The organism is Planomonospora corallina (genome assembly GCF_042650625.1).
GTDB lineage: Bacteria > Actinomycetota > Actinomycetes > Streptosporangiales > Streptosporangiaceae > Planomonospora_B > Planomonospora_B corallina.
Window position 1 is genome coordinate 13,072 of the sequence record NZ_JBHSBM010000050.1, and the last position, 21,441, is coordinate 34,512.

Consider the following 21,441-nt stretch of genomic DNA (forward strand, 5'->3'; position numbering starts at 1 on the left):
CCGGAGCCCGCCGTTCCGCCCGGCGGGCGCCGGGCCGCGGCCCGGGGTCGTCTACTTGCGGGAGACGATGACGACGTCGTCGAGGGTGACGTCTCCGACGGTGATGCCGCCGGGCATATGCGGCTCCTCGCCGCCGGTCGGCGCCTCGGGCTCGCCCTGGCCGGTGGGCGGCGCCTCCGGCTCGTCCTCGCCGCCGGTCGGCGGGACCATGCCCGGGAAGGTCGGGAGCGAGGGCGGGGTGAGGGCCGTGGCGGGGCCGGTCTCGCACTGGCAGGTGATCCAGCCGCCGGCGCCGGGCAGGCCCGGCAGGTTGGGGTCGGGCTGGGCCGAGGCGGGAGTGCTGGTCAGCAGCAGCCCGAGACCGGTGAGTGCGGCGGCCGTGATCGGCCGGAGGTGACGGGACATGACGGTTCCCTTCTCTGATGGACGGTTTGCACCGTTTATCCCATTTGTCTTTCCTGTCCCTGCTTTCCCACTGACGGCACCGGCCAAAACCGGCCCGGGGGTGCCGTAGAGGGCGGGAGCAGCCGCCGGGGGTCGTCTTCCCAGCGTCCAGGCGGTTTCCGGCGGTCTGCGAGCCGAGGAGAAACCTTGCCCCCGGCCGGTGGGACCGGTCCCGCCCTGGGTGAGCGCGGCAGCGGCCGAGGTGCGAGACTCCCGGTATGACCGACAGGGAACGGCACGCCCTCAGCCCGCACATGCGCCTGGACGACCTGCTCGCGGAACTGCAGACCCGGCTGGAGGCGGTGCTCGCCACCCGCGACCGGGTGCACGCGCTGCTGGAGGCCGTGGTCTCGGTGGGCAGCGACCTCGACCTGGAGACCGTGCTGCGCCGGATCGTCGAGACCGCCACCACCCTCGTCGACGCCGCGTACGGGGCGCTGGGAGTGGTCGGGGAGGAGCGCACGCTGGTGCAGTTCATCCCGGTCGGACTGAGCGAGGAGGAGATCGCCAGGATCGAGCACTGGCCGCACGGCAAGGGCCTGCTCGGCCTGCTCATCGAGGACCCGCGGCCGCTGCGCCTGGCCGACATCACCGACCACCCCGCCTCCCGCGGCTTCCCCGAGGGCCACCCGCCGATGGGCTCCTTCCTGGGCGTGCCGGTCCGGGTGCGCGAGGAGGTGTTCGGCAACCTCTACCTGACCGAGAAACGCGGCGGCGGGCAGTTCGACGAGGACGACGAGGCGATCGTCGTCGCGCTGGCCACCGCCGCGGGCGTGGCGATCGAGAACGCCCGCCTGTACGGGGACACCCGGCGGCGCGAGACCTGGCTGCAGGCCTCCTCGGAGATCACCACCAGCCTGCTGTCGGGGACCGACCCGCGGGAGGTGCTCACCCGCGTGGCGCGCCGGGCGCGGGAGATGGTCGACGCCGACATCGTCGCGGTCATGCTCGCCGACGAGACCCGCGAGACCCTGCGGGTGGTGGTCGCCGACGGCGAGGCCGCCGGCCTGGTGACCGGCCACCGGGTGGCCGTGGCCGGCTCCCTGGCCGGGGAGGCCTTCCTGCGCGGCGAGTCCCTCAGGCTCAACGACCTGTCCGACACCGACATGCTGACCGTGACCGCCGAGCACCTGGCCGTCGGCCCGGTGGCCGCCGTGCCGCTGGGCGCCGCGGGGGTCGTGCGCGGCGTGCTGAAGCTGGGCAAACGCATCGGCCGGCTGCCGTTCAGCCACGCCGACCTGCGCACCCTGCACGCCTTCGCCGGGCAGGCCGCCCTGGCGCTGGAGCTGGCCGAGGCCCGCCGGGACGCCGAGCTGCTCGGGCTGCTGGAGGACCGCGACCGCATCGCCAAGGACCTGCACGACGTCGTCATCCAGCGGCTGTTCGCCGTCGCCATGACCTTGATGGCCACGGCGCGCAAGGTCGAGCGGCCCGAGGCCGCGGGGCGCATGCAACACGCCGTCGACGAGCTGGACCAGATCATCCGGCAGATCCGCTCGACGATCTTCGCGCTGCAGACGCCCCGCGACACGGCCGAGCCCAGCCTGCGGGCGCGGATCGTGGAGCTGGTGGAGAGCTCACGCGGGCACCTGGGATTCATGCCGGGCCTGCGGATGGAGGGACCGCTCGACGTCGAGGTCCCCGAGCCGCTCGCCGAGCACCTGCTGGAGGTCCTGCGCGAGGCGCTGTCCAACATCCTGCGCCACGCCAAGGCCGGCCGTGCCGAGGTCACGGCCGAGGTGGCCGGCCGCCAGCTCGTCCTGACGATCAGCGACAACGGCGTCGGCCTGCCCGAGGACGTCAGGGGAGGAAGCCTGAGCGCGCTGGCCGAGCGCGCCGCCGGGCTGGGCGGTTCCTTCGCGACGGCGTCCCCGCCGGAGGGCGGGACCCGCCTGGAGTGGAGCGTGCCGCTCGACGCGGCCGCGGCCGGGCCTGAGGCCGCCGGGCCCTGAGCGCCGGTCAGGACACCCGGGACGCCCCGGCCGTCCAGGTGTCGCAGGCGGCGGGGGAGAGCGCGCCGTAGCCCCGCTTGAACCAGCGCAGCCGGTTGGCGCCGCTGCCGTGGGTGCCGTCGCCGTCTCCGCTGCGGCGCACCGCCTCGAACAGCTCCTCCCAGTCCTGGCCGGTGCGCTTCAGGGACCGCCGCACGCTCCCCAGGAACACCCCCGACAGGCAGTCCGCCTGCAGTTCGTAGCGGCGCCTGAGCTCGGCCCGGCGGGCGCCCCGGGCCCGGAACCGGGCCGCGTAGGAGGCGTGGATCCCGGTGAGGCTCTGCAGGTGGTGACCGTACTCGTGGGCCGCCACCTTGAGCGGGTGCAGGTCGGTCCGGCCCTCGATCCACTCGCCGGTGAGCATGAACACCACCGTGCCCTGGTCCGCGCAGTGGAAGGCGTCCGCGTCCGGCCACGGCCGGTCGCCGCACGCGCGCTCCCCGGGGGCGTCGTGGAAGCGGACCCTCGGCGCGCGGAAGGGCAGCCCGGCCCTGGACAGGTGGGCCGACCACGCCCTGTTCAGGCATCGCACGGCCGCCGTCAGGTACTCGCGCGTGCGGGGGACGCCTCCGTCGATGAGCGGCGGCTCGGGACACGAGGAGGCCGCCAGCCGGCCGGTCTCCCCCAGCGGCTTCGGCGGCGCGGCCTGCGCCGCCCCGGACGGCACGGCGGCCAGGAGCACCGCCGCCGCGAGGGACACGGGCGCCCGGCGGGCGGACGCGGCCCGGCGCCCGCCGGGCGCGGGCGGTCTGCGGAGGGGTGCGCGGCGGTTCACGGGGTGCACCTTAGCGGCGGCCCGCACGCTCCGCCACGCCGGTTCCACCGCCCCGGCGCCCGCCGGTCGCCGCGGGCGCCCGCCCCGGTAATCTTCGACTCGCCCGGGAAGGCGGCACCCGGACGGGAAGGGGCGGGCGATGGGCCGTGCGGACGGAGCGCTGCGCCCCGTCGACCTGGCGCGGCTGGCGGGCATCTCGGCCCAGCAGGTCCGCAACTACGCCGACGCCGGCATCCTGCCCCCGGCGCCGCGCACCCCGGCCGGGTACCGCCGGTTCGACGCCCGGCACCGCCGGGCCCTGCTCGCCTACCGGGCTCTGGCCCGCGGTTACGGGCAGGACACCGCACGGGCGGTCATGCGCGCCGTGCACGCCGGGGACCTGCCCGGCGCGCTGGCGCTGGTGGACGCCGGCCACGCCGCCCTGCACGAGCAGCGGCTGGCCCTGCGGGCGGCGGGCGAGGCGCTGGAGGCGGTCGCCGGGCAGGTCCCGGACCCGCCGTCGCCGCGCGCGGGCATGCGCGTCGGGGAGCTCGCCGTCCACCTGGGGGTGCGCGCCTCGGCGCTGCGCGTGTGGGAGTCGGCGGGGCTGCTGAACCCGGGGCGGGAGCCGGGCACCGGGTACCGCCGCTTCGGTCCGGCCGACGTCCGGGACGCGCGGATGGTCGCCATGCTCCGGCAGGCCCGCCATCCGCTGGACCGCATCCGGCCCGTCCTGGAGGGCCTGCGCCGTACGGGCAGCAGCGACGCGCTGCGCGCGGCCATCGCCGAGCGCGGCGCGGAGCTGACCCGGCGGGCGGCGGCCATGCTCGAGGGCTCCGCCCTGCTGCACCGCTACGTCGCGGGCGAGGACCCGGCCCTGCCGTGAGCGGCCGGAGCGGTGGGAGCGGCGGGCGGTGAGGCCCGCCGCCCCGGCCGGGGCGGCGCACGCGGTGCACGCCGTCCGGGCCGGCGGCGCACGCCCGCGCGCCGGGACGGTTCTCCTCAGATCAGCGCCGCGGGCGCCGATGTCACCCGCACGAGGGACCGGAGCCGGATGACCCGGTCCCTCGCCTCCGCGCAGGATCGGACGAGAACAGGACGCCCATGAAGATCCCGAAGATGTCGAGTCTGCCGATCGGCCGCCGGCTGGGCGCCGGCTTCCTGGTGGTCGTGCTCAACATGGTGCTCCTGACGGCCTTCGGCGTGATGCAGGTGGAGCGGATCAACACCGGGCTGACCACCATCAACGACCTCAACAGCGTCAAGAGGAGGCGCTGCGGGTGCTGGCGGAGGCCAAGCCGCTGTTCGTCGACTGGCTCGCCGCGATCAACAAGCTGATCGACGTCGAGGAGGCGATGAACCGGGCCGAGACCGCGCAGGCGCGCGGCACGGCCGACGGTTTCCGCGCCGTCATGGTGCTGATGTGCGCGCTGGCGGTCGTCGTGGCGGTCGTCGTGGCCTGGCTGATCACCCGGAGCATCACCCGGCCGCTGGCCGCGGCCGGCACGGCCCTGGCCGCGGTCGCCGACGGCGACCTGACCCGCCGCGTGGACGTCACCTCCGGCGACGAGGTGGGCCGGATGGGAGAGTCGGTGAACGCCGCGCTGGAGAAGATCGGCGAGACCGTGACGGCATTCGCCCGCAGCGCCGACGACCTGGCGGCCGCCAGCGAGCGGATCGGCACGCTGGCGGCCCGGATCGCCGACGGGGCCGAGGAGTCCTCGGCCCGGACCGGCGCCGCCGCGGGCGCCGCGGAGCAGGTCTCCCGCCACGTGCACACCGTCGCGGCCGGCTCGCAGGAGATGGGCGACTCCATCCGGCAGATCGCGCACAACGCCGCCGAGGCCGCCGCCGTCGCCGGCCGCGCGGTGACCGCCGCGGAGACGACCACCTCGGCGGTGTCGCGCCTGGGCGAGTCCAGCCGCATGATCGGCGACGTGGTGAAGGTCATCACCTCCATCGCCGAGCAGACGAACCTGCTGGCGCTCAACGCGACCATCGAGGCGGCGCGCGCCGGAGAGGCCGGCATAAGAAATAACCCCTGAGTTCCGACTGTGTCTGCCGCTCTCGGATACCGCCGCTGCGGCCTGGGACCAGGGACTTTCCGCCTTCTCCAGCGTGATCACACCGAGTTGAAGTAGCTTCACGATTTGTGAAGAGGTGTCGGTGTGGCCGAGTTTCTTGCCGACCGGGTGAAGACGAGGAGGCCGGAGTTGGCGCTGGCGGTGGTGAAGGATCTTCGAGTGGCGCGTGCCCCGGCCACCGCGCAGGACCTGGAGGCGCTGGAGACCGACGTGCTGGCCGGGTTCGTGCTGGCACGAGCGGCGGCGGGGCTGTCGGACGAGACGATCAGCTCGGATGTGATGCACCTGGAGCAGGTCCGCTCCTGGTTCGGCCGGCCCCTATGGGAGATGGAACCCGCCGACGCCGATGTGTACTTCGGGAAAGCGCTGCGCAGCACCGCCAAGGGCACCCGCCTGTCGCGGGCCCAGGCGCTCAAGACGTTCTTCCTGTTTTTGGAGCTGCGGCACAAGGTCGAGATCCACCAGATGACCGGCCGCGTCGTCGAGTGCCCGATCGATGAGATGAACCGGCCGCGCGGCCGCCAGCAGGCCAAGCTCCGCATCCCGCCGACCGCCGAGCAGGTCGGCAGGCTGTTCACCGGGTGGCGCCAGGAGCTGGCGACGTGCCGGAAGTTCGCGCCGGCCGCGCGGAACTACACGGCCTGCCGGCTGATGGCCGAGGTCGGGCTGCGGGTGAATGAGGCCTGCAAGCTCGACCTGCCCGACATCAAGTGGGATCTCGGCCGGTTCGGCAAGCTCCACGTCCGCCTGGGCAAGGGCGCCCGCGGTTCGGGCCCGCGCGAGCGGATGGTCCCGCTGATCAACAACGCGGGTGCGACGCTGCGCTGGTTCGTCGAGGACGTGTGGGGCCAGTTCGGCGACGACCACACCCGGCCCGCTGTCGCGCTGCTGCCCTCGGAGCGCAAGAACGCCGACGGGACCTGCGCTCGGGTCGGGGACGAGACGATCCGCGCCGCGCTGGCCAGGGCCGCCGCGGCGCACCTGCCGGACTGGCCGGACGTCGTCACCCCGCACGTCCTGCGGCACTTTTGCGCGAGCCGGCTCTATGCCTCCGGGATGGATCTGATCGCGATCCAGCAGCTTCTGGGCCACGCCTGGATCGCCACGACCATGAACTACGTGCACGTCACCGGCACCCACGTCGAAGACGCCTGGCTGGCCGGCCAACAACGCGCCGCCACCCGGCTGGAAGGACTACGGCGATGAAGTGGAACCTGCGGCTGGCCGCTGCCAACCGCGGCATCTGGAAGGCCAGCGAACTGCAGCGCATGCTCGCCGAGCACGGCCTGACGATCAGCGCCGGGAAGATGTCCGGCCTGTGGTCCGGCGAGCCGGCCAGCATCAAACTCGACGACCTCAACATCATCTGCGCTGTCCTCGGCTGCGGCGTCGACGAGCTTCTCATCCCCGAACCCGACAAGGTCAAGCGCGCCGACGAATCGACCGAGCAGCCCACGGCGGCCTCATCCGCAGGGCCGTCGGTGATGCCCAAACGCAAGGACGGACGATCTCTCCCGCCGATGTGATGCCAGGGAGAACGACATCAATGCTGCCCAGAAACTGCACGGACTGCCTGGCCTGGGGTGTTTTATCCACCCGGCGATGCGGGGCCTGCAGATCGTTCGCCTCAGGCTTTCCGCTCGGCCGCTGCGCCGGGTGTCTTCGGCGGCTGCCCTTGCGTGAGGGATATTGCCGTTTGTGCTGGTGTCAGGCCCGCCATGATGCGCAGAGCCAAGCGGTCACCGGAATTGAGCCGCTGCTGTCGCAGATCCGCCATCACCAGCTCTTCCTGGCCCACCTGACACCACTTCGGGGACGGGAACGGAAAAAGAACGGCCGGGTGCGCAACCCCGGTGGGCGAATCGGGCGCCCACCCAAGCCGGATCCCGCCCCGGCGGGACGCCCACCGAGTCCGGGGACCCCGTTGCGGCTGTTCGATCTTCCCCGTGACTACGCGCGGTTCGACCCACGCGACCGTCTCAATCCGAACGACCCCTGGATGGCCTGGGCCCGATGGACCATCCACCTGCTGGGCCAGGCCCGCGGCTGGAAACGCGGCATCTGTGAGGACATCGAGCAGGGCCTGGCCATCTTGCTGGCCGGCCGCGTCGATGGGGAGCCCGTCTTGCACTCGGAGATGCTCCCCTTCCTGCGCAAACGGGTCATCGGCGTCGGCCGAACCACCGACGTGCTCAAACGCATGGGCCTGTTCCACGACGACCGGCGCCCGCCGTTCGAAGACTGGCTCATCGGCAAGCTCGACGGCTTGGCCCCCGGGATCGGCCGGGACGTCGAGTCCTGGCTGAGGATCCTGCACGATGGTGGCCCGCGCAACAAGGCACGGGCCCCGGCGACCGTCTATGGCTACATGAGCCGGATCCAGCCGATCCTGCTGGCCTGGTCACAACGCTACGACCATCTACGTGAGGTGACCCGCGACGACGTCGTGGCCATGCTCGACCAGCTCCATGGCAACCAGCGCCGTGACGCCCTGATCGCGTTGCGGTCGCTGTTGTCCCGCGCGAAGAAGAACGGCACGATCTTCCGCGACCCCACCCGGGGCCTCAAGGCCGGCCGGTATCACTACGGGATCCTGCAACCCCTGCTCCCCGAGGACATCGACCGGTCCGTCCAAGCCGCCACGACCCCAGCGGCACGGCTCATGGTCGCACTCGCCGGGGTTCACGCCGCTCGCGTGGCCGACATGCTCGCGCTGCGTCTGGACGACGTCGACCTCGGCAACCGCCGCATCGTCATCGCGGGGCGAGCCCGCCCGCTCGACGACCTCACCTACCAGCTGCTCTTCGACTGGCTGCGCCAGCGCGCTGCCCGCTGGCCCGACACCGCCAACCCACACCTGCTCATCAACCGCATAACAGCCACGACCACGGCGCCAGCCAGCGGCCAGGGCGCTTGCCTGATCCTCCACCGGCAGGCCGCCACCCTGGAACGCCTGCGCGTGGACCGAATCCTCGAAGAAGCCCTCGCCTGCGGCGCCGATCCCCTTCACCTCGCCTCGGTCTTCGGCCTCGACACCACGACCGCTATCCGCTACGCCGACTCAGCCCGCCAGCTCCTCACCACACCTGCCGAAGAACAAGACCCTGCCGGTTCCGGCGAACCCAAGGGTCGAAACGGTCCATGAGCGCTGAAGACCCTTCGGTTCAGGCTGAGGAACCTTCAGTTCGCATGAACTCTGGGACTTCAGGGGGGGCAGACAAGATAAGCGTCAAAGGGGCATGCCGCAGGTCAGAGGCCATTTCAGTACCTGAGGTGTGACTGTCTGAACTGGTTTGGTTGCGGTTCGGCGAACTGGCGGGTGTGCCCTGATCATCTACCGCTACGGTGTGCGCGTCCTGCATGCGTTCAGCTGGAAAGGGCTCGCGTGACCTCGATCGAGCGGACCGCCTACCCGCAGTTCAAGCGCCTGACCCCGGCGCGGGTGCTGCATGTGTTCTTCACTCCGACGGCCGAGGAGATCGCCTGGGCCCGCGAGCGGACCGGCGGTCCGGAGCCGTTGTTCGCCGTGGTGCTGGCGTTGAAGTGCTTCCAGAAGATGGCGCGTTTCCCCTCTCGACAGGAGATCCCGGAGGTGGTCGTCGACCATGTGCGCCGTTGCCTGGGCTTGAGTGAGGAGGTCGAGCCGGATCACGGGGCCGGGCGCACGGCCAAATGGCACCGTGCCCAGATCCGGACCCGCCAGGGCGTGACCTACGACAAGCAGCGGGCGATGAGGCTGGCCGCTGATGCGATCACCAAGGCGGCTCAGGCGAAGAACAACCCGCCAGACCTGATCAATGTGGCGTTGGAGCGCCTTATCGAGTCCTCGCTGGAGCTGCCGGGCTTTTCCCGGTTGGACCGGCTGGCGACCACGATCCGGGCCCGGGTGAACGCGGAGATGTTCGCGCGCGTCGCCCAGCGGATGGGCGCCGATGGGCAGGCCCGGATGGAGGGCATGCGGGTGGTGGGGCCGGACGGGGTCTCGATGCTCAACCGGCTCAAAAAACCCGCCCAGCGGGCGAGCTGGTCGCGCTTTCGCAAGCAGGCCGCCTATCTGGAGGAGATCGACGCGCTGGGGGACACCGGGGCGTGGCTGGAGGGCATCGCCCCTACCAAGATCGCTGATTTCGCGGGGGAGGCCGATGCCCAGGATGCGGCATCGCTGGGTGACTATGAGCCGGTCAAGCGGGCGGCGCTGCTGGCGTGCTTGCTGCACACCGCGCGGATGCGGGCCCGCGATGACCTGGCGGAGATGCTGTGCAAGCGGGTGGCGGGCCATCTGAGCAGGGCGCGGGCGGCGCTGGAGGACATCCGCGAGCGTCAGCGCACGGTCAGTGAGAAGCTGATCGGCACCTACCGCACCGTGCTGGAGCATTTGGACCCCGACGGCCCGGAGGCGGGCCAGGGGGCGGCGCGGGCGGTGGCCGCGGTGCAGACGGCCGGTGGGTTCACCTCCCAGCTGGCCGACATCGAATCCGTCTCCGCCTTCCATGGCGACAACTATGAGGTGCTGGTGCACCGGTTCTTCGCAAAAGACCGCCCCGCCATGTTCGACCTGGTCGCGCAACTGGAGCTCAAGGCCACCTCGCAGGACGACTCGGTGCTGGTGGCGCTGGAGCACGCGCGGGCTCATGAGGGGCTGCGGCGCGACTTCATCCCGCTGCCGCCGCCCATCGACGCCGCCGGCGATCCGGAGTCGGGGATCATGTTCGGCTCCGGGAACTGGCGGCGTGCGGTGACCGACCGGCACCACCCTGGGATGGTGGCGCGCCGGCATTTCGAGGCGATGGTCTTCACCTACCTGGCCGAGGAGCTGCGCACCGGCGACGTTGCGGTGGCCGGCGCGGGTGAGTACGCCGACTGGAGCGCCAACCTGCTGCCCTGGGAGCAGTGCGAGCCGCTGCTGGAGGGTTTCTGCGCGCAGGTCGGCCTGCCGGCCACGGCGGCGGGCTTCGTCGAGCACCTGCGCGTCTCGCATCTGGGCGCGGCCGCGCGCCTGGACGCCGAGTATGAGGACAACACCGACCTGGTGATCGCCGAGGACGGCACCCCGACCGTCAAACGCCGCCGCGGCAAACAGACGCTGGAGGCCGCCGAGAACCTTCAGGCGGCGATCGAGCGGCGCATGCCCGAGCGTTCCCTGCTGTCCATCGTGGCGCGCACGGCGCACTGGCTGGGCTGGCACCACCACTTCGGGCCGGCCTCCGGCTCGGATCCGAAGATCAAGGAGGCGTTGTTCCGCTACTCACTGGCGATCTTCACCGGTGGGATCAACCTGGGCCCGTACGAGGCGGCCAAGCACCTGACCGGCATCTCGGCCCGGGAGCTGTCGATGGTCCGCAACCGGCACATCACCATCGCCAAGCTGAACGCCGCCATCGCCTCCGTCGTCAACGCTTTTGCCGAGCTGGACGTGGTCAAGGCCTGGGGCGACGGGACCGCGGTGGCGGCCGACGGCACGCACGTGGAGACCTACATCGACAATCTGCTGGCGGAGACCTCGATCCGCTACGGCGGCGTGGGCGGCATCGCCTACCACTACGTCGCCGACACCTACGTGGCGTTGTTCTCCCGGTTCATCCCGTGCGGGGTGTGGGAGGCGGTGCACCTGATCGAAGGCCTTTTGGCCAACGAGTCCGACGTCCAGCCCTCGGTGGTGCATGCCGATACGCAAGGCCAGTCGTTCCCGGTCTTCGCCCTGGCCACGCTCTTCGGGTTCGACCTGATGCCGCGCATCCGCAACTTCAAGGACCTGACCTTCTTCCGGGCCAACCCGCAACTGGAATACCCGCACATCGACGCGCTGTTCGGCGACCGGGGCCGCAACGTGGTCGACTGGGAGCTGATCGAGCGCCACTGGCGAGACTTGATGCAGGTGGCCATCTCCATCAGCGAAAACCGGCTGAGCTCGGCGACCTTGATGCGGCGGTTGCGCTCCAACTCCCGCAAGAACCGTATCTACAAGGCGTTTCGGGAGGTCGGCCGCAGCGTGCGCACCGTCGCCCTGCTGCGCTATCTCGCCGACCCGGGCTTGCGGGCCCGGGTGACGGCGGCGACCAACAAGGTCGAGTCCTACAACGCGTTCTCCCAGTGGCTCGGGTTCGGCAACAACGGCGTGATCGCCCACAACGACCCTGAGGAGCAGGAGAAGCTGGTCAAGATGAACACCCTGCTGGCGAATCTGGTGATCTTCCACAACGCCCTGGACCTGATGGCCGTGGTGCGCGATCTGGTCGCCGAGGGCTGGCCCATCACCGCTGATCACCTGGGGGCGATCTCGCCGTACCTACGCGCCCACATCCGCCGCTTCGGCGCCTACGCCACCGACGAGATCACCCACGAGCCGGCGGCGTTCGACCCGGAGCTCAAGGAGATCGATTTTTCCGCCATGGGCCTGGCCGCGTGAGGAAGGGCCGCCAGAGCAGCAAGAAGGATGCTTCATGGTCAGCGGTTGAGGATGGCGCGAGCACTGTGGGCCACGCTCCCCGCGCCATGGCCGGCCTGCGCAACCTCGCGATCGGCGAGTTGCGCCTGGCCGGAACCGGCAACCTCGCCCAGGCGATCCGTCATCTGTCCCGGGACACCACCCGCGGCCTTACAGTCCTCGGCTTCACGTGATCAGAGAACCGGACGAATCTCCACTATGCCGAAGCCTTGGGGGAAGGCCGTCTTGCGATGCCATAAAGGTGGATAGATATTATGCCTCATAGGGATATGTGATGAGCACCTCGCCATGGCGCATCTGCTCTCGTTGCTCTGGAGAAGGATCCTCCATCAGTGTGCTGATGCGGTCGACCACGCTGTAGGCAATGCCGATCAATCCCCCTGGCTCACGCAGGGGAAGTTTCACTTTCACCTGCCAGGGGACAACGTCAAGACATACAAGCAAGTTGGTGCTGGTGGGCTCGTAAATGATGTCGGTGAGCTCACCCTGCCATGACCGGCCCTCATGATAACTACTCCATGCGCTGGTGTCGCAGATTTCGTAGAGAACATATCCGTGCCGGAGTTCACCGGGATCCTGAGGGCGAGGAGTTCTTATATTGCTGTCATAATCAGTCGGCTCGGGATGGGCCGGCAGGCCATGCATGGCCAGGAGCGCGCGCAGGGCCTGCCGGGAAATTCCATAGTCCACATCCAGGTGTAGCGGTAGATGGTCGGGGTGCCGCACGGTCAACGATGCGCGCTCGCCGGTGAGCCCGATGCGGGCGAAACATAGTCCCGTCTCAGCGTTGAACCGCTGAATCGCCTGCATAGTCATAATCAGGTCACAGGTTTGCCGTACCTGAGCAGTGTCCCCGATACGCATACTATGCTCCGCTTCCCTGGAAAGAGCCTCGGATCAGATGGTAATCCGATTAGGTGTCAAGCTGCCAGTATGGCTGTCGCCTGTCAGTTCAGTGTGCAGCCTAGGATAACTCATCCTGTTTGGAAGCCTCGATTTACCCAGGAGGGGCACCAAGTCACTCCCTTGCAATAGCCGGTGATGACGCCGATGGTTTGCCCTGCGGGAATCTCATCTTCTCGGCCGCTGAAGTCTACGACCGCCAAAAGCCCTCTGGACTCATGGGCTCTGCAGGTCTCCCAGAAGAGTATGCCTTCGCATTTCACTCTGTAGGCGATTGTTTCATATTCCCAGCGGGAAGACCCTGGTGCCTGCTGGCGTTTTCCTTGCGGCTTGGGCATGCTGCTCTTGGTGGTAGCACGCACTGCCCTCTCGCTGAGGTTGTGCTTCTCGCGGATCTTTGTATCGCCGAAGCCATTGTCGCTGGACCGGGTATAGAAACCTTTACGGTAGTAGACCTTCTTGCCGTCTCGTTCCTTCCATGTGGACAACACCTCGTATTTGGGAAGAACATCGGCGGTAGCTGCCATGCTTTTGTTTACGTCACTACCCTTGGCGGGGGCCGCAGTACCCTCATCTGTGGGCTCACCTGGCTGAGGGTCCTCGATCGGTGGCAGGTTGGGATCGTACTCGTGCGGCCACTCCTCTCCGGTGTCTTCGCCCGGGATATTCACGGTTTCGGGGAGCGTCCCGGTCGAGCGCAACTGGTCGAGATCGGATGCCGACGCTCCGGGAAGGCTGTACAGCTGCTCGTAGCTGAACTCCTGTCCGTCCAGGGGAATCGACCCATCCTCCTGGGTAACAGCCAGTTCGGTGCTGGCCGGATAGGGGCTAGTGAATTCGATGAACAGAGCCGGACCGGTGCTACCGCTTTCCGAGGATCGGTACATGCGCCAGTTCGTTGCTTCGGACTCGCTAGCCGAGCGCAGCTGGAATCCGTAGTCAGCCGCACCACTGACCCAATCTCTGACGATGTTCTCAACAGAGTAGGTGATCAGATTCTCAGCGCAATTAGGTGCGCCGTAGCCATGCTTGACAGTGACGGCGTCCTCACTTGTCGTCGACGGCTGACTACTCAACGCCAGAGATGATGACGTCCAGTCACTGGTGATGCGGCGTACCTGAACGCCCGAGCCAACGGCGGTACCACATGCGTTGGACTTATAACTCGTCAGGCGCAGGTCAGCGTTGAGAATATTCATACCGCGAAGAGCGTGGCCAACGTTGAAGCGAATATAGCTGCGGGCTGTCTTAGCGCCATTGCCGAACTTTCCGACGTGCAGCCAGGTCGCACCAGCTTGGGATGTCGGGTAGTCGCTGCTGACGAAGGTGTCGACTTTCAGTCCGGCGCCGACCCACTCACTGGCCGATAGTGTCACCGGATACTGCACGGCCGGATCGGCGAGGAAGCGCTCGTCAGCCTGGACCTGTAGCGTGGCGGTGGTGCCTGTCTGAGCCAGCGTGGTGGTGGCGGCAGCATGGTGGCCAGCGTCCGGTGAGGCTGCTGCGGCGGCATCCTGCAGGTGCATCGGTGCGGCCGTGGCGACTACCTCCCCGTCGGGATCGGTCACGCGCAGCGTGCCCTTGGCGTTCTGGGCGTAGCGCACTCCCTTGGGCAGGGTGAGCGGCATTCTCAGCCGCACCGGCCGGTCTGGGCGCCGGTGCAGGACGATCTGCTGGCTGAACCCTTCAGGAAGTGCTTCCAGAATCAGGTCGCCGCTGGGAACAGCACCCCGATAGATAGCCTTGTTGCCGTTGATCTCTGGCGCGGGCAGAGGCTTGTCCCAGCCGATGGTGCGAATATTCTGACCATCAGTGACGGTGACCAGAGGGTTTTTCCCTCCGGCGGAGAAGCTGACACCGCCCTTGGCCGCCTTGGGCCGCAGTGTTCCGTTGTCTTCAACCAGGGTGGTGTCGATAGGCACTAGCTGGTTGTTCTGCTTGACCCGGATCGGGCCAGCGAAGACTTCCGCACGAAATGTTCCGTTGGGTAGTGCATAGACGCTGGTGTTTTCGGTGCGCTCCGCTTCGATCTCCACCGGTGTGCCCTGCGCCCTGGCAGCATCAAGCGCTTGTGTCGACTGCGGGATTGATGCAGGGGGGGCGATGGCTCGGGCGGGGTGGCGTGGGCTGCGGTGGTAGTCAGCCCGCACAGTGCAGCGGTGGCCAGCAGACCGACCGCTGAACGCGAAAAAGCTTTCAGGTTAGACAAAAGCAGTCCTTGGAGGAGGGGATACTTGTGGGTGCCGGTTGATGATCATCAGTCGGACGCGCTGACAATAACAGAAAACCCCCATTGAGGCTATTACCCCCATAGGGTATATATGTTAAATGATGCGCCTACCTGGCGATATATGCGCTTTACAAGCGTTGTCCTTGATGAATCGCAAGACGGCCTTCCCCCAAGGCTTCGGCATAGTGGAGATTTGTCCGGTTCTCTGATCACGTGAAGCCGAGGACTGCAAGGCTGCGGGTGGTGTCCCGGGACAGATGACGGATCGCCTGGGCGAGGTTGCGCAGGCTGGCCATGGCGCGAGGAGCGTGGCCGGCGCGGACCCGGGAGTGGTCTTCGGTGAAGGTGACGTCGCGGACGTAGTGGAGCCTGTTTTCGATCGACCAGTGGCCACGGATCCAGGTGGCCAGGTCGGCGGGGCCGGCCTGCCAGGCGGGCAGGCCGGTGATCGCGTACACGGTGACTGTGGTCCACTTGCCTGTCGTGAGGTGCTGGACCCGACGCCTGATCTGCATCGCCTGGACAGCGTGCGGGAACAGCAGGCCGACGGTGACGGTGACGACCTTGAGGGTCCGCTGCTCCTGCCGGCCGTGGCCACGATCGCGTTCGCGGTGCTGGGTGGGCATCTGCTTCCGCAGCAGCCGTTTGACCTGGCTGTGCAGGGTGGGCTGGTTCTTCTTGGCGTGCCGGTAAGAAACGTGTCATGAGCCCCAAACGAGCGTGATCGGGGGAACAAGTCCCAGGATCGGCCAGACCGTTTCTCTTCAGGAAATAGCCCTTCCGCGAAGTAAAGTGGCGGCATGCCCTCACAGACGCCCCGCTCGGCAGCTTCGGCCGAGGGGCCGGATCGCCGCAAAATCACTTCACGAAAGGTGATCGGCCTCCCTGTCGGCACCGCAGAGGCCGACGAGCACCTCACCGTCTGGATCGAGCACTATCTCGATCTGGCGGTCCGTGGAGTCCGCTCACCGGAAGTCGCGGGCAAGATCAGCCGGCATCTGGAGCGGTTCTCGGCCTGGATCTCGGGTGGCCTCGGCCACGACCGCCTGCCGGCCATCACCACCCGGGAGGTCGCCGCCTGGCGCGACCACCTGGCCGCCGCCGGACGCCACGCCAAGGACGGCACCACCGCGCCCATGGCCCCGGCCACCGTCAACAACCACCTCGCCCACCTCTCGGCGCTGTTCTCCTGGATCAGCACCCACGCCCCGGCCGCCCTGCTGCCCGGCGGGGACCCGACCAAGCGCGTCGAGCCGCTGCGTCTGCCCACCCCCGAGGTCCGCGCCCTGTCCGGCGCCCAGGTGCGCACCGTCAAGAACGTGCTGGACCGCCTGGAGTCCTTCCATCAGCTGACCGGCCGCCGCCACCGCGGCGACCGCTCGAGGGCCACCCACCGCCACGCCCGGCCGCTACGGGACCGCGCCATCGTGCACACCATGCTCGGCACCGGGCTGCGCCGCGCCGAGATCGCCGGCCTGGACCTGGCCCAGCTGGAACCGCGCGATCCCGAGCACCTGCGACAGGCCAAGAAGGCCAAGCTGAACGGGGTACGCGGCAAGGGCCGCACCACCCGCAGCGTCTTCCTCGGCCGCGACGCCCGCGCCGCGCTGGCCGACTACCTGCAGGCCGAACACCCGATCGACGCCACCGACGACTCCACCGCGCTGTTCCTGGCGGCCTCCTCCATCGCCGCCCGCCGACCCGGCGGGCGGCTGTCGCCGCGCTCGATCAACACCATCGTCAGCGAGATCGGTGCCCTCCACGACCTGCAGGTCGCAGGCGCCGACCGGCAGCTCGGCACGCTGCGCCCGCACGACCTGCGCCATACCTTCGCCTACCAGCTGTCGGAGGCCTCCGGCCACAACCGCGCCGAGTTGGAACGCCGCCTCGGCCACGCCAATGACCGGTATCTGAAGCTGTATACCAACCCGCCCGACGACATCGCCGCCGCCTACGTCGAGGATCTCTGAGCAGCCACGGCCGGACCTTCCGTCATGCCTATCGGAGCCCCGTCGTGCCCTCTGACCTGCGACGTGCCCCTTTGACGCTTATCTTGTCTGCCCCCCGCAAGGGCTTCGCGGTCGTCGCGGGCGAGGTCAAGGACCTGGCGCAGGAGACCGCCAAGGCGACCGGGGACATCGCGCGCCGGGTCGAGGCCATCCAGGCCGACACCGGCGGGGCGGTGAGCGCGATCGCGGAGGTCAGCGGGATCATCGCGCGGATCAACGACTACCAGACCACCATCGCCGCCGCCGTCGAGGAGCAGACCGCCACCACGGGCGAGATGAACCGCAGCGTGGCCGAGGCCGCCGCGGGCTCCGGGCAGATCGCCGAGAACATCAACGGCGTGGCCGCCGTCGCCAAGGTGACCGCGGAGTCGGCCGGCCGGTCGCGGCAGGCGGCGGAGGAACTGGCGCAGGTCTCCCGGCGGCTTCGGTCGCTGGCCGAGGGGTTCCGCCTCTGAACGGCCGGGCGCGGGTCCGGGACGTCAGAGGAGTCAGAGGAGTCAGAGGAGGAAGTCCCGGACCCGCTCGGCCACGACCGGAGCAGACCTCCCCTCCGGCCCGAAGTGGCCGAGGCCGTCCAGGGTCTCGAGGGCGGCGCCGGGCAGGGTCCCGCGGAGGGCGCCGAATTCCGCCCTGGTCCCGCGCGGGGTGCGGCTCCCGCACAGCAGCAGCACCGGAGCGGTGACGGCCGCGAACTCGGCGAGCCGGCCCTGCTGGGCCGCTATCTGCTCGTGCTCGGCCAGGTTCGCCTCGAGCAGGGGCAGCATCCGCCGCCAGGCCGGTCCGCGGAAGCCGATCCGCATCGCCGACCGCAGGTACCAGTGCGGCAGCCTGGCCAGGAAGGCCGGCGCGCCGCCCGCTCCCCGGATGAAGTGGACGAACGCCCCGTAGGGGTCGCCCGCCGCCAGCCGTTCCCGGTAGGGGGCCATCCAGCCGGTGGGGACGGGGTCGACGGGCACTCCGGGCTCGTAGAGCGCGACGCGGTCGAACGCCCGGGGTGAGCGCGCGGCCTCCAGGACGACGAGCCCGCCGTAGCTGTGGCCGAACGCCAGCCGCGCCCCGGTCTCCGCCTGGACGGCGCGCAGGTCCTCCACCTCCCGCTCCAGGGAGTAGCGGGGCCCCAGGGGGCCGCTGACGCCCCGGCCCCGCCGTTCGACGAGGTGCACCGTGAAGGAGCGGGTCAGCGCGGTGGCCAGCGGCAGGTAGTCCTCCGAGGTGCGCAGGGCGCCGCCGAGCACGATGAGGCCCGGTCCGGTGCCCGTCGTCAGGTAGCCGATCGCCGTGCCGTCGGCCGAGGAGGCGGTGCTCCGCCGCGGCGGCGGGCCCTGGACGCTCCGGCTCATGCGCTCCCCTTCCGCTCCAGGCTCTCGAGCGCCGCCAGCAGCCTCTCGGTGTGCCGCGCGTACTCGTCGTACGGCACGCCGCTGTGTTCGACGAGTGCGGCCATCCGTCCTTCGAACTCCCGCTGGACCGAGGCCACCAGCCGCTTCCCCTCGTCGGTGAGGCTCAGCCGCCGGCGGTGCCCGCCGGCCGGGTCGGACTGGACGTCGAGGAGCCCGTCGGCGGCGAGGACGGCGGTCATGCGGCTCACCGACGGCTCGGTCACGCCGAGGTAGTCGGCGAGGGTCCGCTGCGTCGAGGCGCCCAGCTCTCCCACCAGGGTCAGCGCGAGGAAGCGGTTGTAGGAGATGCCGTGCCCGGCCCGCAGGAGCCGGTCGGCCGCCCGGTCCAGGCGGGCGGTGAGCACGTGCAGGTGGAAACTCAGGTTCTGCTTCACCCCTTTAACTTAACATTCTAAGTTAGAAACGCAAGATGCATTCCGGTGACGAGGAGCACGTCCTCCCGCGAGCCCGGCCCCGCACCCCCTGCCCCCATTCCCGGTGATATCCGCTACGTAGATCGAGACCGCCTCCCTGGCGCTGGAGGCCCAGACCCGGCCCTGGCCGGCCTTCGCCGCCCCCGCGCACGCCGGCGAGGGTGCCTCCGGCTAATCGTGCTCCGAGGCGCCGTCCGGGGCGCCCGCGCGCAGCGACAGGCCCAGCCGCCCCGCCAGGCGGTGCAGGCGGGGCGGCACGTTGACCAGGCGGGCCGTGCCCGTGCGGCAGAGTTCCGCCAGCGTGCGCAGGCCGCCGACGTCGACGAAACGCAGGTGCCGGACGTCGACCAGGAGGCGGTCGCCGCCGTGCCTGGCGCGCACCAGCGTCTCCTCCAGCGCGGCGCGGTTGGTGGCGTCGATCTCGCCGATCAGCCGGATGAGGGCCGCACCGGGCTGGGGACGGTAGGTGAGACGCAGCCGGCGGTCGGCATAGAGGACCGCGCTGACGACGCCGTGGAACGCGGCGCCGTCGGCTTCGAGGACGCCGGCGGCGTCGTCGCGCTGGACGGTCACGGCGCTACGGGGAGGGACGCCGCGCGCAGCGGGCGGGCCGGAGCCGGCCGCGCGCGCGGAGAGCGGGCGGGTGCGGACGCGGGGAGCGGGCATGTGGGCCCCTACTCGGGTAGGGAAACCGGTTCACTGGCATCATCTCACCCGCAGACTATTTCGAGAAGGCATTTACCGGAAACATCTTTCCGGCAATTATCTTATGGTAGAGATGTTCCGTCGTCGCTGCCCCCTGCCGGACCGTCCGGCCCCGAAATGAGGTGACATGGCTCCAAGCGGCTCAGGTGAACCCGCCTCCACCTGGACGTTCCTGACACACCACGCCCGCGTGCTGGTGGAGATCGCCCGCGACCCGCACGTCCGCCTGCGCGACATCGCCGCCCGGATCGGCATCACCGAACGCGCCGTGCAGGGCATCGTGTCCGACCTGCATCAGGAGGGCTACCTGACCCGCGGCAAGGTCGGCCGCCGCAACCACTACACCCTCAACCCCGAGCGCGGCTTCCGCTATCCGACCGAGGCCGACCTCCCCGTCCGGCTGCTCATCGACATCTTCACCCAGCACGACCTGTCCGGCGACGACGCTCCCGCCGCCCGCGACACCGGCGCCCCGGCGTCACCGGTCGCCGGCGACCGGTGACGCGACCAGCCGGACGGGCACCCGTTTCTTCCGTCGCAGGAGGGAAGACCTCCAGAGGGGGGGAGCGAACCGACGGACGATGGAGCGCGAGAGTGAACGACAGGCCGCTGATTCCGCACATGCGGCTGGACGACCTGCTCGCGGAGCTGCAGGAGCACCTGGAGACGGTGCTCGCCACCCGGGACCGGATCCACGCGCTGCTGGAGGCCGTGGTCTCCATCGGCAGCGACCTCGACCTGGAGACGATGCTGCGCCGCATCACCGAGGCGGCGGCCGCGCTGGTCGACGCCCGCTACGGGGCGCTCGGCGTGATCGGCGAGGGCGGCACGCTGGAGCGCTTCATCCCGGTCGGACTGAGCGAGGAGGAGATCGACAAGATCGAGCACTGGCCGCACGGGCTGGGCCTGCTCGGCCTGCTCATCAAGGAGCCGCGGCCGCTGCGCCTGGCCGACCTCGCCGAGCACCCCGACTCCTACGGCTTCCCCGAGGGCCATCCGCCGATGGGCTCGTTCCTGGGCGTGCCGGTCCGGGTGCGCGAGGAGGTGTTCGGCAACCTCTACCTGACCGGCAAGCGCGGCGGCGGGCAGTTCGACGAGGAGGACGAGACCATGGTCGGCGCGCTGGCCACCGCGGCCGGCGTGGCGATCGAGAACGCCCGCCTGTACGAGCAGACCCGGCGGCGCGAGGCCGAACTGGAGGCGTTCGCCGACATCGTCGCCCACGACCTGAAGAGCCCGCTCAGCGCGGTGCGCGGCTTCACCGAGCTGGTGCACGAGCAGCTCGCCGACCGGCCCGGCCAGGCCGCGCAGGTGGGCCACCTGGAGCGGGCGCTGGCCGCCACCGACCGGATGAAGCACCTGATCGACGACCTGCTCGCCTACTCCACCGCCCGCGACGCCGTGCTGCGGCCCGTCGAGGTCGACCTGGGCGCGCTGGTGCGCGAGATCGCCGGCGAGCACGTGACCGCCGCCTCCGCCGGGGCCGCGGGACATGCCGCTCCCGTCCCGCAGGTGAGCGTCGGGCCGCTGCCCGCCGTCCGCGCCGACCCGGTCCTGGTCCACCGGCTGTTCGCCAACCTGATCGGCAACGCGGTCACCTACACCCGGCCGGGCCAGGCCGCGCAGATCACCGTCACCGGCGGCGTGACCGGCGACCGGGCGCACATCGAGATCGCCGACCGCGGCATCGGCATCCCGCCCGGCCAGCACCAGGCGATCTTCACCCGGTTCCACCGGGCCACCACCGGCTACGGCGGCACCGGGCTGGGCCTGGCGATCTGCCAGCGGATCGTGGCGCGCCACGGCGGCACCATCGTCGCCGCCGACAACCCCGGCGGCGGCGCCCGCTTCACCGTCACCCTGCCCGCCGCCTGACCGGGCCCCCGGTCCGGCCGCGGTCACGGGTGCAGGACGAGCCGCCCGCCGAGGAGGCGGCCCTCCTCCAGCCTGCGGCGCGCCTCGGCGTACTCGGCGAAGGAGCCCTGACGGCCGCCGTGCCCGAAGCTGTTGCACCGCACCGGCAGCCCCGGCGCGAAGGCCGCCGCGTCCGCGGCCCGCAGCGG

Annotated in this window: 20 protein-coding genes and 3 pseudogenes; 14 read left to right on the top strand and 9 right to left on the bottom strand. The window is 70.0% G+C overall.

The window, feature by feature from the left end:
- Positions 1 to 51: 51 nt before the first annotated feature.
- A complete protein-coding gene (locus tag ACFOWE_RS30300) occupies positions 52 to 405 on the bottom strand; it encodes a hypothetical protein (RefSeq protein ID WP_377293883.1) in 354 nt (117 codons plus the stop codon).
- 257 nt (positions 406 to 662) lie between these two features.
- Here ACFOWE_RS30300 and ACFOWE_RS30305 point away from each other — a divergent pair, with 257 nt between their 5' ends.
- Positions 663 to 2,396 (top strand): GAF domain-containing sensor histidine kinase, encoded by a 1,734-nt coding sequence (locus ACFOWE_RS30305; protein ID WP_377293885.1) that lies wholly within the window; start codon positions 663 to 665, stop codon positions 2,394 to 2,396.
- A 7-nt stretch (positions 2,397 to 2,403) separates the two neighbouring features.
- On the opposite strand, the gene ACFOWE_RS30310 is transcribed toward ACFOWE_RS30305, so the two are convergent.
- On the bottom strand, positions 2,404 to 3,210 hold the full coding sequence (locus ACFOWE_RS30310; protein ID WP_377293887.1) for a neutral zinc metallopeptidase: 807 nt from the start codon (positions 3,208 to 3,210) through the stop codon (positions 2,404 to 2,406).
- A gap of 139 nt (positions 3,211 to 3,349) precedes the next feature.
- Here ACFOWE_RS30310 and ACFOWE_RS30315 point away from each other — a divergent pair, with 139 nt between their 5' ends.
- The 5 genes from ACFOWE_RS30315 to ACFOWE_RS30335 all read left to right on the top strand — a co-directional run bounded on the left by ACFOWE_RS30315 (position 3,350) and on the right by ACFOWE_RS30335 (position 6,799).
- Positions 3,350 to 4,075 carry a MerR family transcriptional regulator gene (locus ACFOWE_RS30315; protein WP_377293889.1) on the top strand — a complete coding sequence of 242 codons (726 nt, stop codon included), beginning with the start codon at positions 3,350 to 3,352 and terminating at the stop codon, positions 4,073 to 4,075.
- A 233-nt stretch (positions 4,076 to 4,308) separates the two neighbouring features.
- Positions 4,309 to 4,527, top strand: a complete 219-nt coding sequence (locus tag ACFOWE_RS30320; RefSeq protein ID WP_377293891.1) for a hypothetical protein — start codon at positions 4,309 to 4,311, stop codon at positions 4,525 to 4,527.
- Positions 4,470 to 5,234, top strand: a complete 765-nt coding sequence (locus tag ACFOWE_RS30325; RefSeq protein ID WP_377293893.1) for a methyl-accepting chemotaxis protein — start codon at positions 4,470 to 4,472, stop codon at positions 5,232 to 5,234. The genes ACFOWE_RS30320 and ACFOWE_RS30325 overlap by 58 nt, the downstream gene beginning before the upstream one ends.
- A gap of 123 nt (positions 5,235 to 5,357) precedes the next feature.
- Positions 5,358 to 6,479, top strand: coding sequence for a tyrosine-type recombinase/integrase (locus ACFOWE_RS30330; RefSeq protein ID WP_377293895.1), 1,122 nt, complete (start codon positions 5,358 to 5,360; stop codon positions 6,477 to 6,479).
- Positions 6,476 to 6,799: a helix-turn-helix domain-containing protein gene (locus ACFOWE_RS30335; protein ID WP_377293897.1), complete on the top strand. Its 324-nt coding sequence runs from the start codon at positions 6,476 to 6,478 to the stop codon at positions 6,797 to 6,799. The genes ACFOWE_RS30330 and ACFOWE_RS30335 overlap by 4 nt, the downstream gene beginning before the upstream one ends.
- A 101-nt stretch (positions 6,800 to 6,900) precedes the next feature.
- On the opposite strand, the gene ACFOWE_RS30340 is transcribed toward ACFOWE_RS30335, so the two are convergent.
- Positions 6,901 to 7,071: a hypothetical protein gene (locus ACFOWE_RS30340; protein ID WP_377293899.1), complete on the bottom strand. Its 171-nt coding sequence runs from the start codon at positions 7,069 to 7,071 to the stop codon at positions 6,901 to 6,903.
- A 126-nt stretch (positions 7,072 to 7,197) separates the two neighbouring features.
- Between ACFOWE_RS30340 and ACFOWE_RS30345 the strand changes: the two genes are divergently transcribed.
- From ACFOWE_RS30345 to ACFOWE_RS30355, 3 genes are all read left to right on the top strand, one after another.
- Positions 7,198 to 8,418 (top strand): hypothetical protein, encoded by a 1,221-nt coding sequence (locus tag ACFOWE_RS30345; protein ID WP_377293901.1) that lies wholly within the window; start codon positions 7,198 to 7,200, stop codon positions 8,416 to 8,418.
- Between the two features lie 240 nt (positions 8,419 to 8,658).
- Positions 8,659 to 11,679, top strand: coding sequence for a Tn3 family transposase (locus ACFOWE_RS30350; protein WP_377293903.1), 3,021 nt, complete (start codon positions 8,659 to 8,661; stop codon positions 11,677 to 11,679).
- Positions 11,680 to 11,744: 65 nt separating this feature from the next.
- The gene (locus tag ACFOWE_RS30355; RefSeq protein WP_377293905.1) at positions 11,745 to 11,891 is read left to right on the top strand and encodes a hypothetical protein; all 147 of its coding nucleotides are present in this window, start codon (positions 11,745 to 11,747) and stop codon (positions 11,889 to 11,891) included.
- Between the two features lie 79 nt (positions 11,892 to 11,970).
- On the opposite strand, the gene ACFOWE_RS30360 is transcribed toward ACFOWE_RS30355, so the two are convergent.
- The 3 genes and pseudogenes from ACFOWE_RS30360 to ACFOWE_RS30370 form a co-directional block, all read right to left on the bottom strand.
- Positions 11,971 to 12,528, bottom strand: a complete 558-nt coding sequence (locus ACFOWE_RS30360) for a hypothetical protein (protein WP_377293907.1) — start codon at positions 12,526 to 12,528, stop codon at positions 11,971 to 11,973.
- A gap of 164 nt (positions 12,529 to 12,692) precedes the next feature.
- Positions 12,693 to 14,657: a DNRLRE domain-containing protein gene (locus ACFOWE_RS30365; protein ID WP_377293909.1), complete on the bottom strand. Its 1,965-nt coding sequence runs from the start codon at positions 14,655 to 14,657 to the stop codon at positions 12,693 to 12,695.
- Between the two features lie 403 nt (positions 14,658 to 15,060).
- Positions 15,061 to 15,519 (bottom strand): annotated as a pseudogene (locus ACFOWE_RS30370) (ISAs1 family transposase); the annotation flags it as partial.
- A 204-nt stretch (positions 15,520 to 15,723) separates the two neighbouring features.
- Here ACFOWE_RS30370 and ACFOWE_RS30375 point away from each other — a divergent pair.
- Positions 15,724 to 16,821 (top strand): tyrosine-type recombinase/integrase, encoded by a 1,098-nt coding sequence (locus tag ACFOWE_RS30375; RefSeq protein WP_377293911.1) that lies wholly within the window; start codon positions 15,724 to 15,726, stop codon positions 16,819 to 16,821.
- Positions 16,822 to 16,904: 83 nt separating this feature from the next.
- The gene (locus ACFOWE_RS30380) at positions 16,905 to 17,315 is read left to right on the top strand and encodes a methyl-accepting chemotaxis protein (protein WP_377293913.1); all 411 of its coding nucleotides are present in this window, start codon (positions 16,905 to 16,907) and stop codon (positions 17,313 to 17,315) included.
- A 42-nt stretch (positions 17,316 to 17,357) separates the two neighbouring features.
- Here the strand turns inward: ACFOWE_RS30380 and ACFOWE_RS30385 are convergent, their stop codons facing one another.
- The 3 genes from ACFOWE_RS30385 to ACFOWE_RS30395 form a co-directional block, all read right to left on the bottom strand.
- A complete protein-coding gene (locus tag ACFOWE_RS30385) occupies positions 17,358 to 18,200 on the bottom strand; it encodes an alpha/beta fold hydrolase (protein ID WP_377293914.1) in 843 nt (280 codons plus the stop codon).
- Positions 18,197 to 18,634 (bottom strand): MarR family winged helix-turn-helix transcriptional regulator, encoded by a 438-nt coding sequence (locus ACFOWE_RS30390; RefSeq protein WP_377293916.1) that lies wholly within the window; start codon positions 18,632 to 18,634, stop codon positions 18,197 to 18,199. The genes ACFOWE_RS30385 and ACFOWE_RS30390 overlap by 4 nt, the downstream gene beginning before the upstream one ends.
- Before the next feature lie 210 nt (positions 18,635 to 18,844).
- The gene (locus tag ACFOWE_RS30395) at positions 18,845 to 19,246 is read right to left on the bottom strand and encodes an STAS domain-containing protein (RefSeq protein ID WP_377293918.1); all 402 of its coding nucleotides are present in this window, start codon (positions 19,244 to 19,246) and stop codon (positions 18,845 to 18,847) included.
- A 259-nt stretch (positions 19,247 to 19,505) separates the two neighbouring features.
- Between ACFOWE_RS30395 and ACFOWE_RS30400 the strand changes: the two genes are divergently transcribed.
- From ACFOWE_RS30400 to ACFOWE_RS30410, 3 genes and pseudogenes are all read left to right on the top strand, one after another.
- On the top strand, positions 19,506 to 19,880 hold the full coding sequence (locus ACFOWE_RS30400) for a helix-turn-helix transcriptional regulator (protein WP_377293920.1): 375 nt from the start codon (positions 19,506 to 19,508) through the stop codon (positions 19,878 to 19,880).
- Between the two features lie 119 nt (positions 19,881 to 19,999).
- A pseudogene (locus ACFOWE_RS30405) lies at positions 20,000 to 20,710 on the top strand (GAF domain-containing protein); the annotation flags it as partial.
- Positions 20,711 to 20,935: 225 nt separating this feature from the next.
- Positions 20,936 to 21,253: pseudogene (locus tag ACFOWE_RS30410) on the top strand (sensor histidine kinase); the annotation flags it as partial.
- Positions 21,254 to 21,441: the final 188 nt, after the last annotated feature.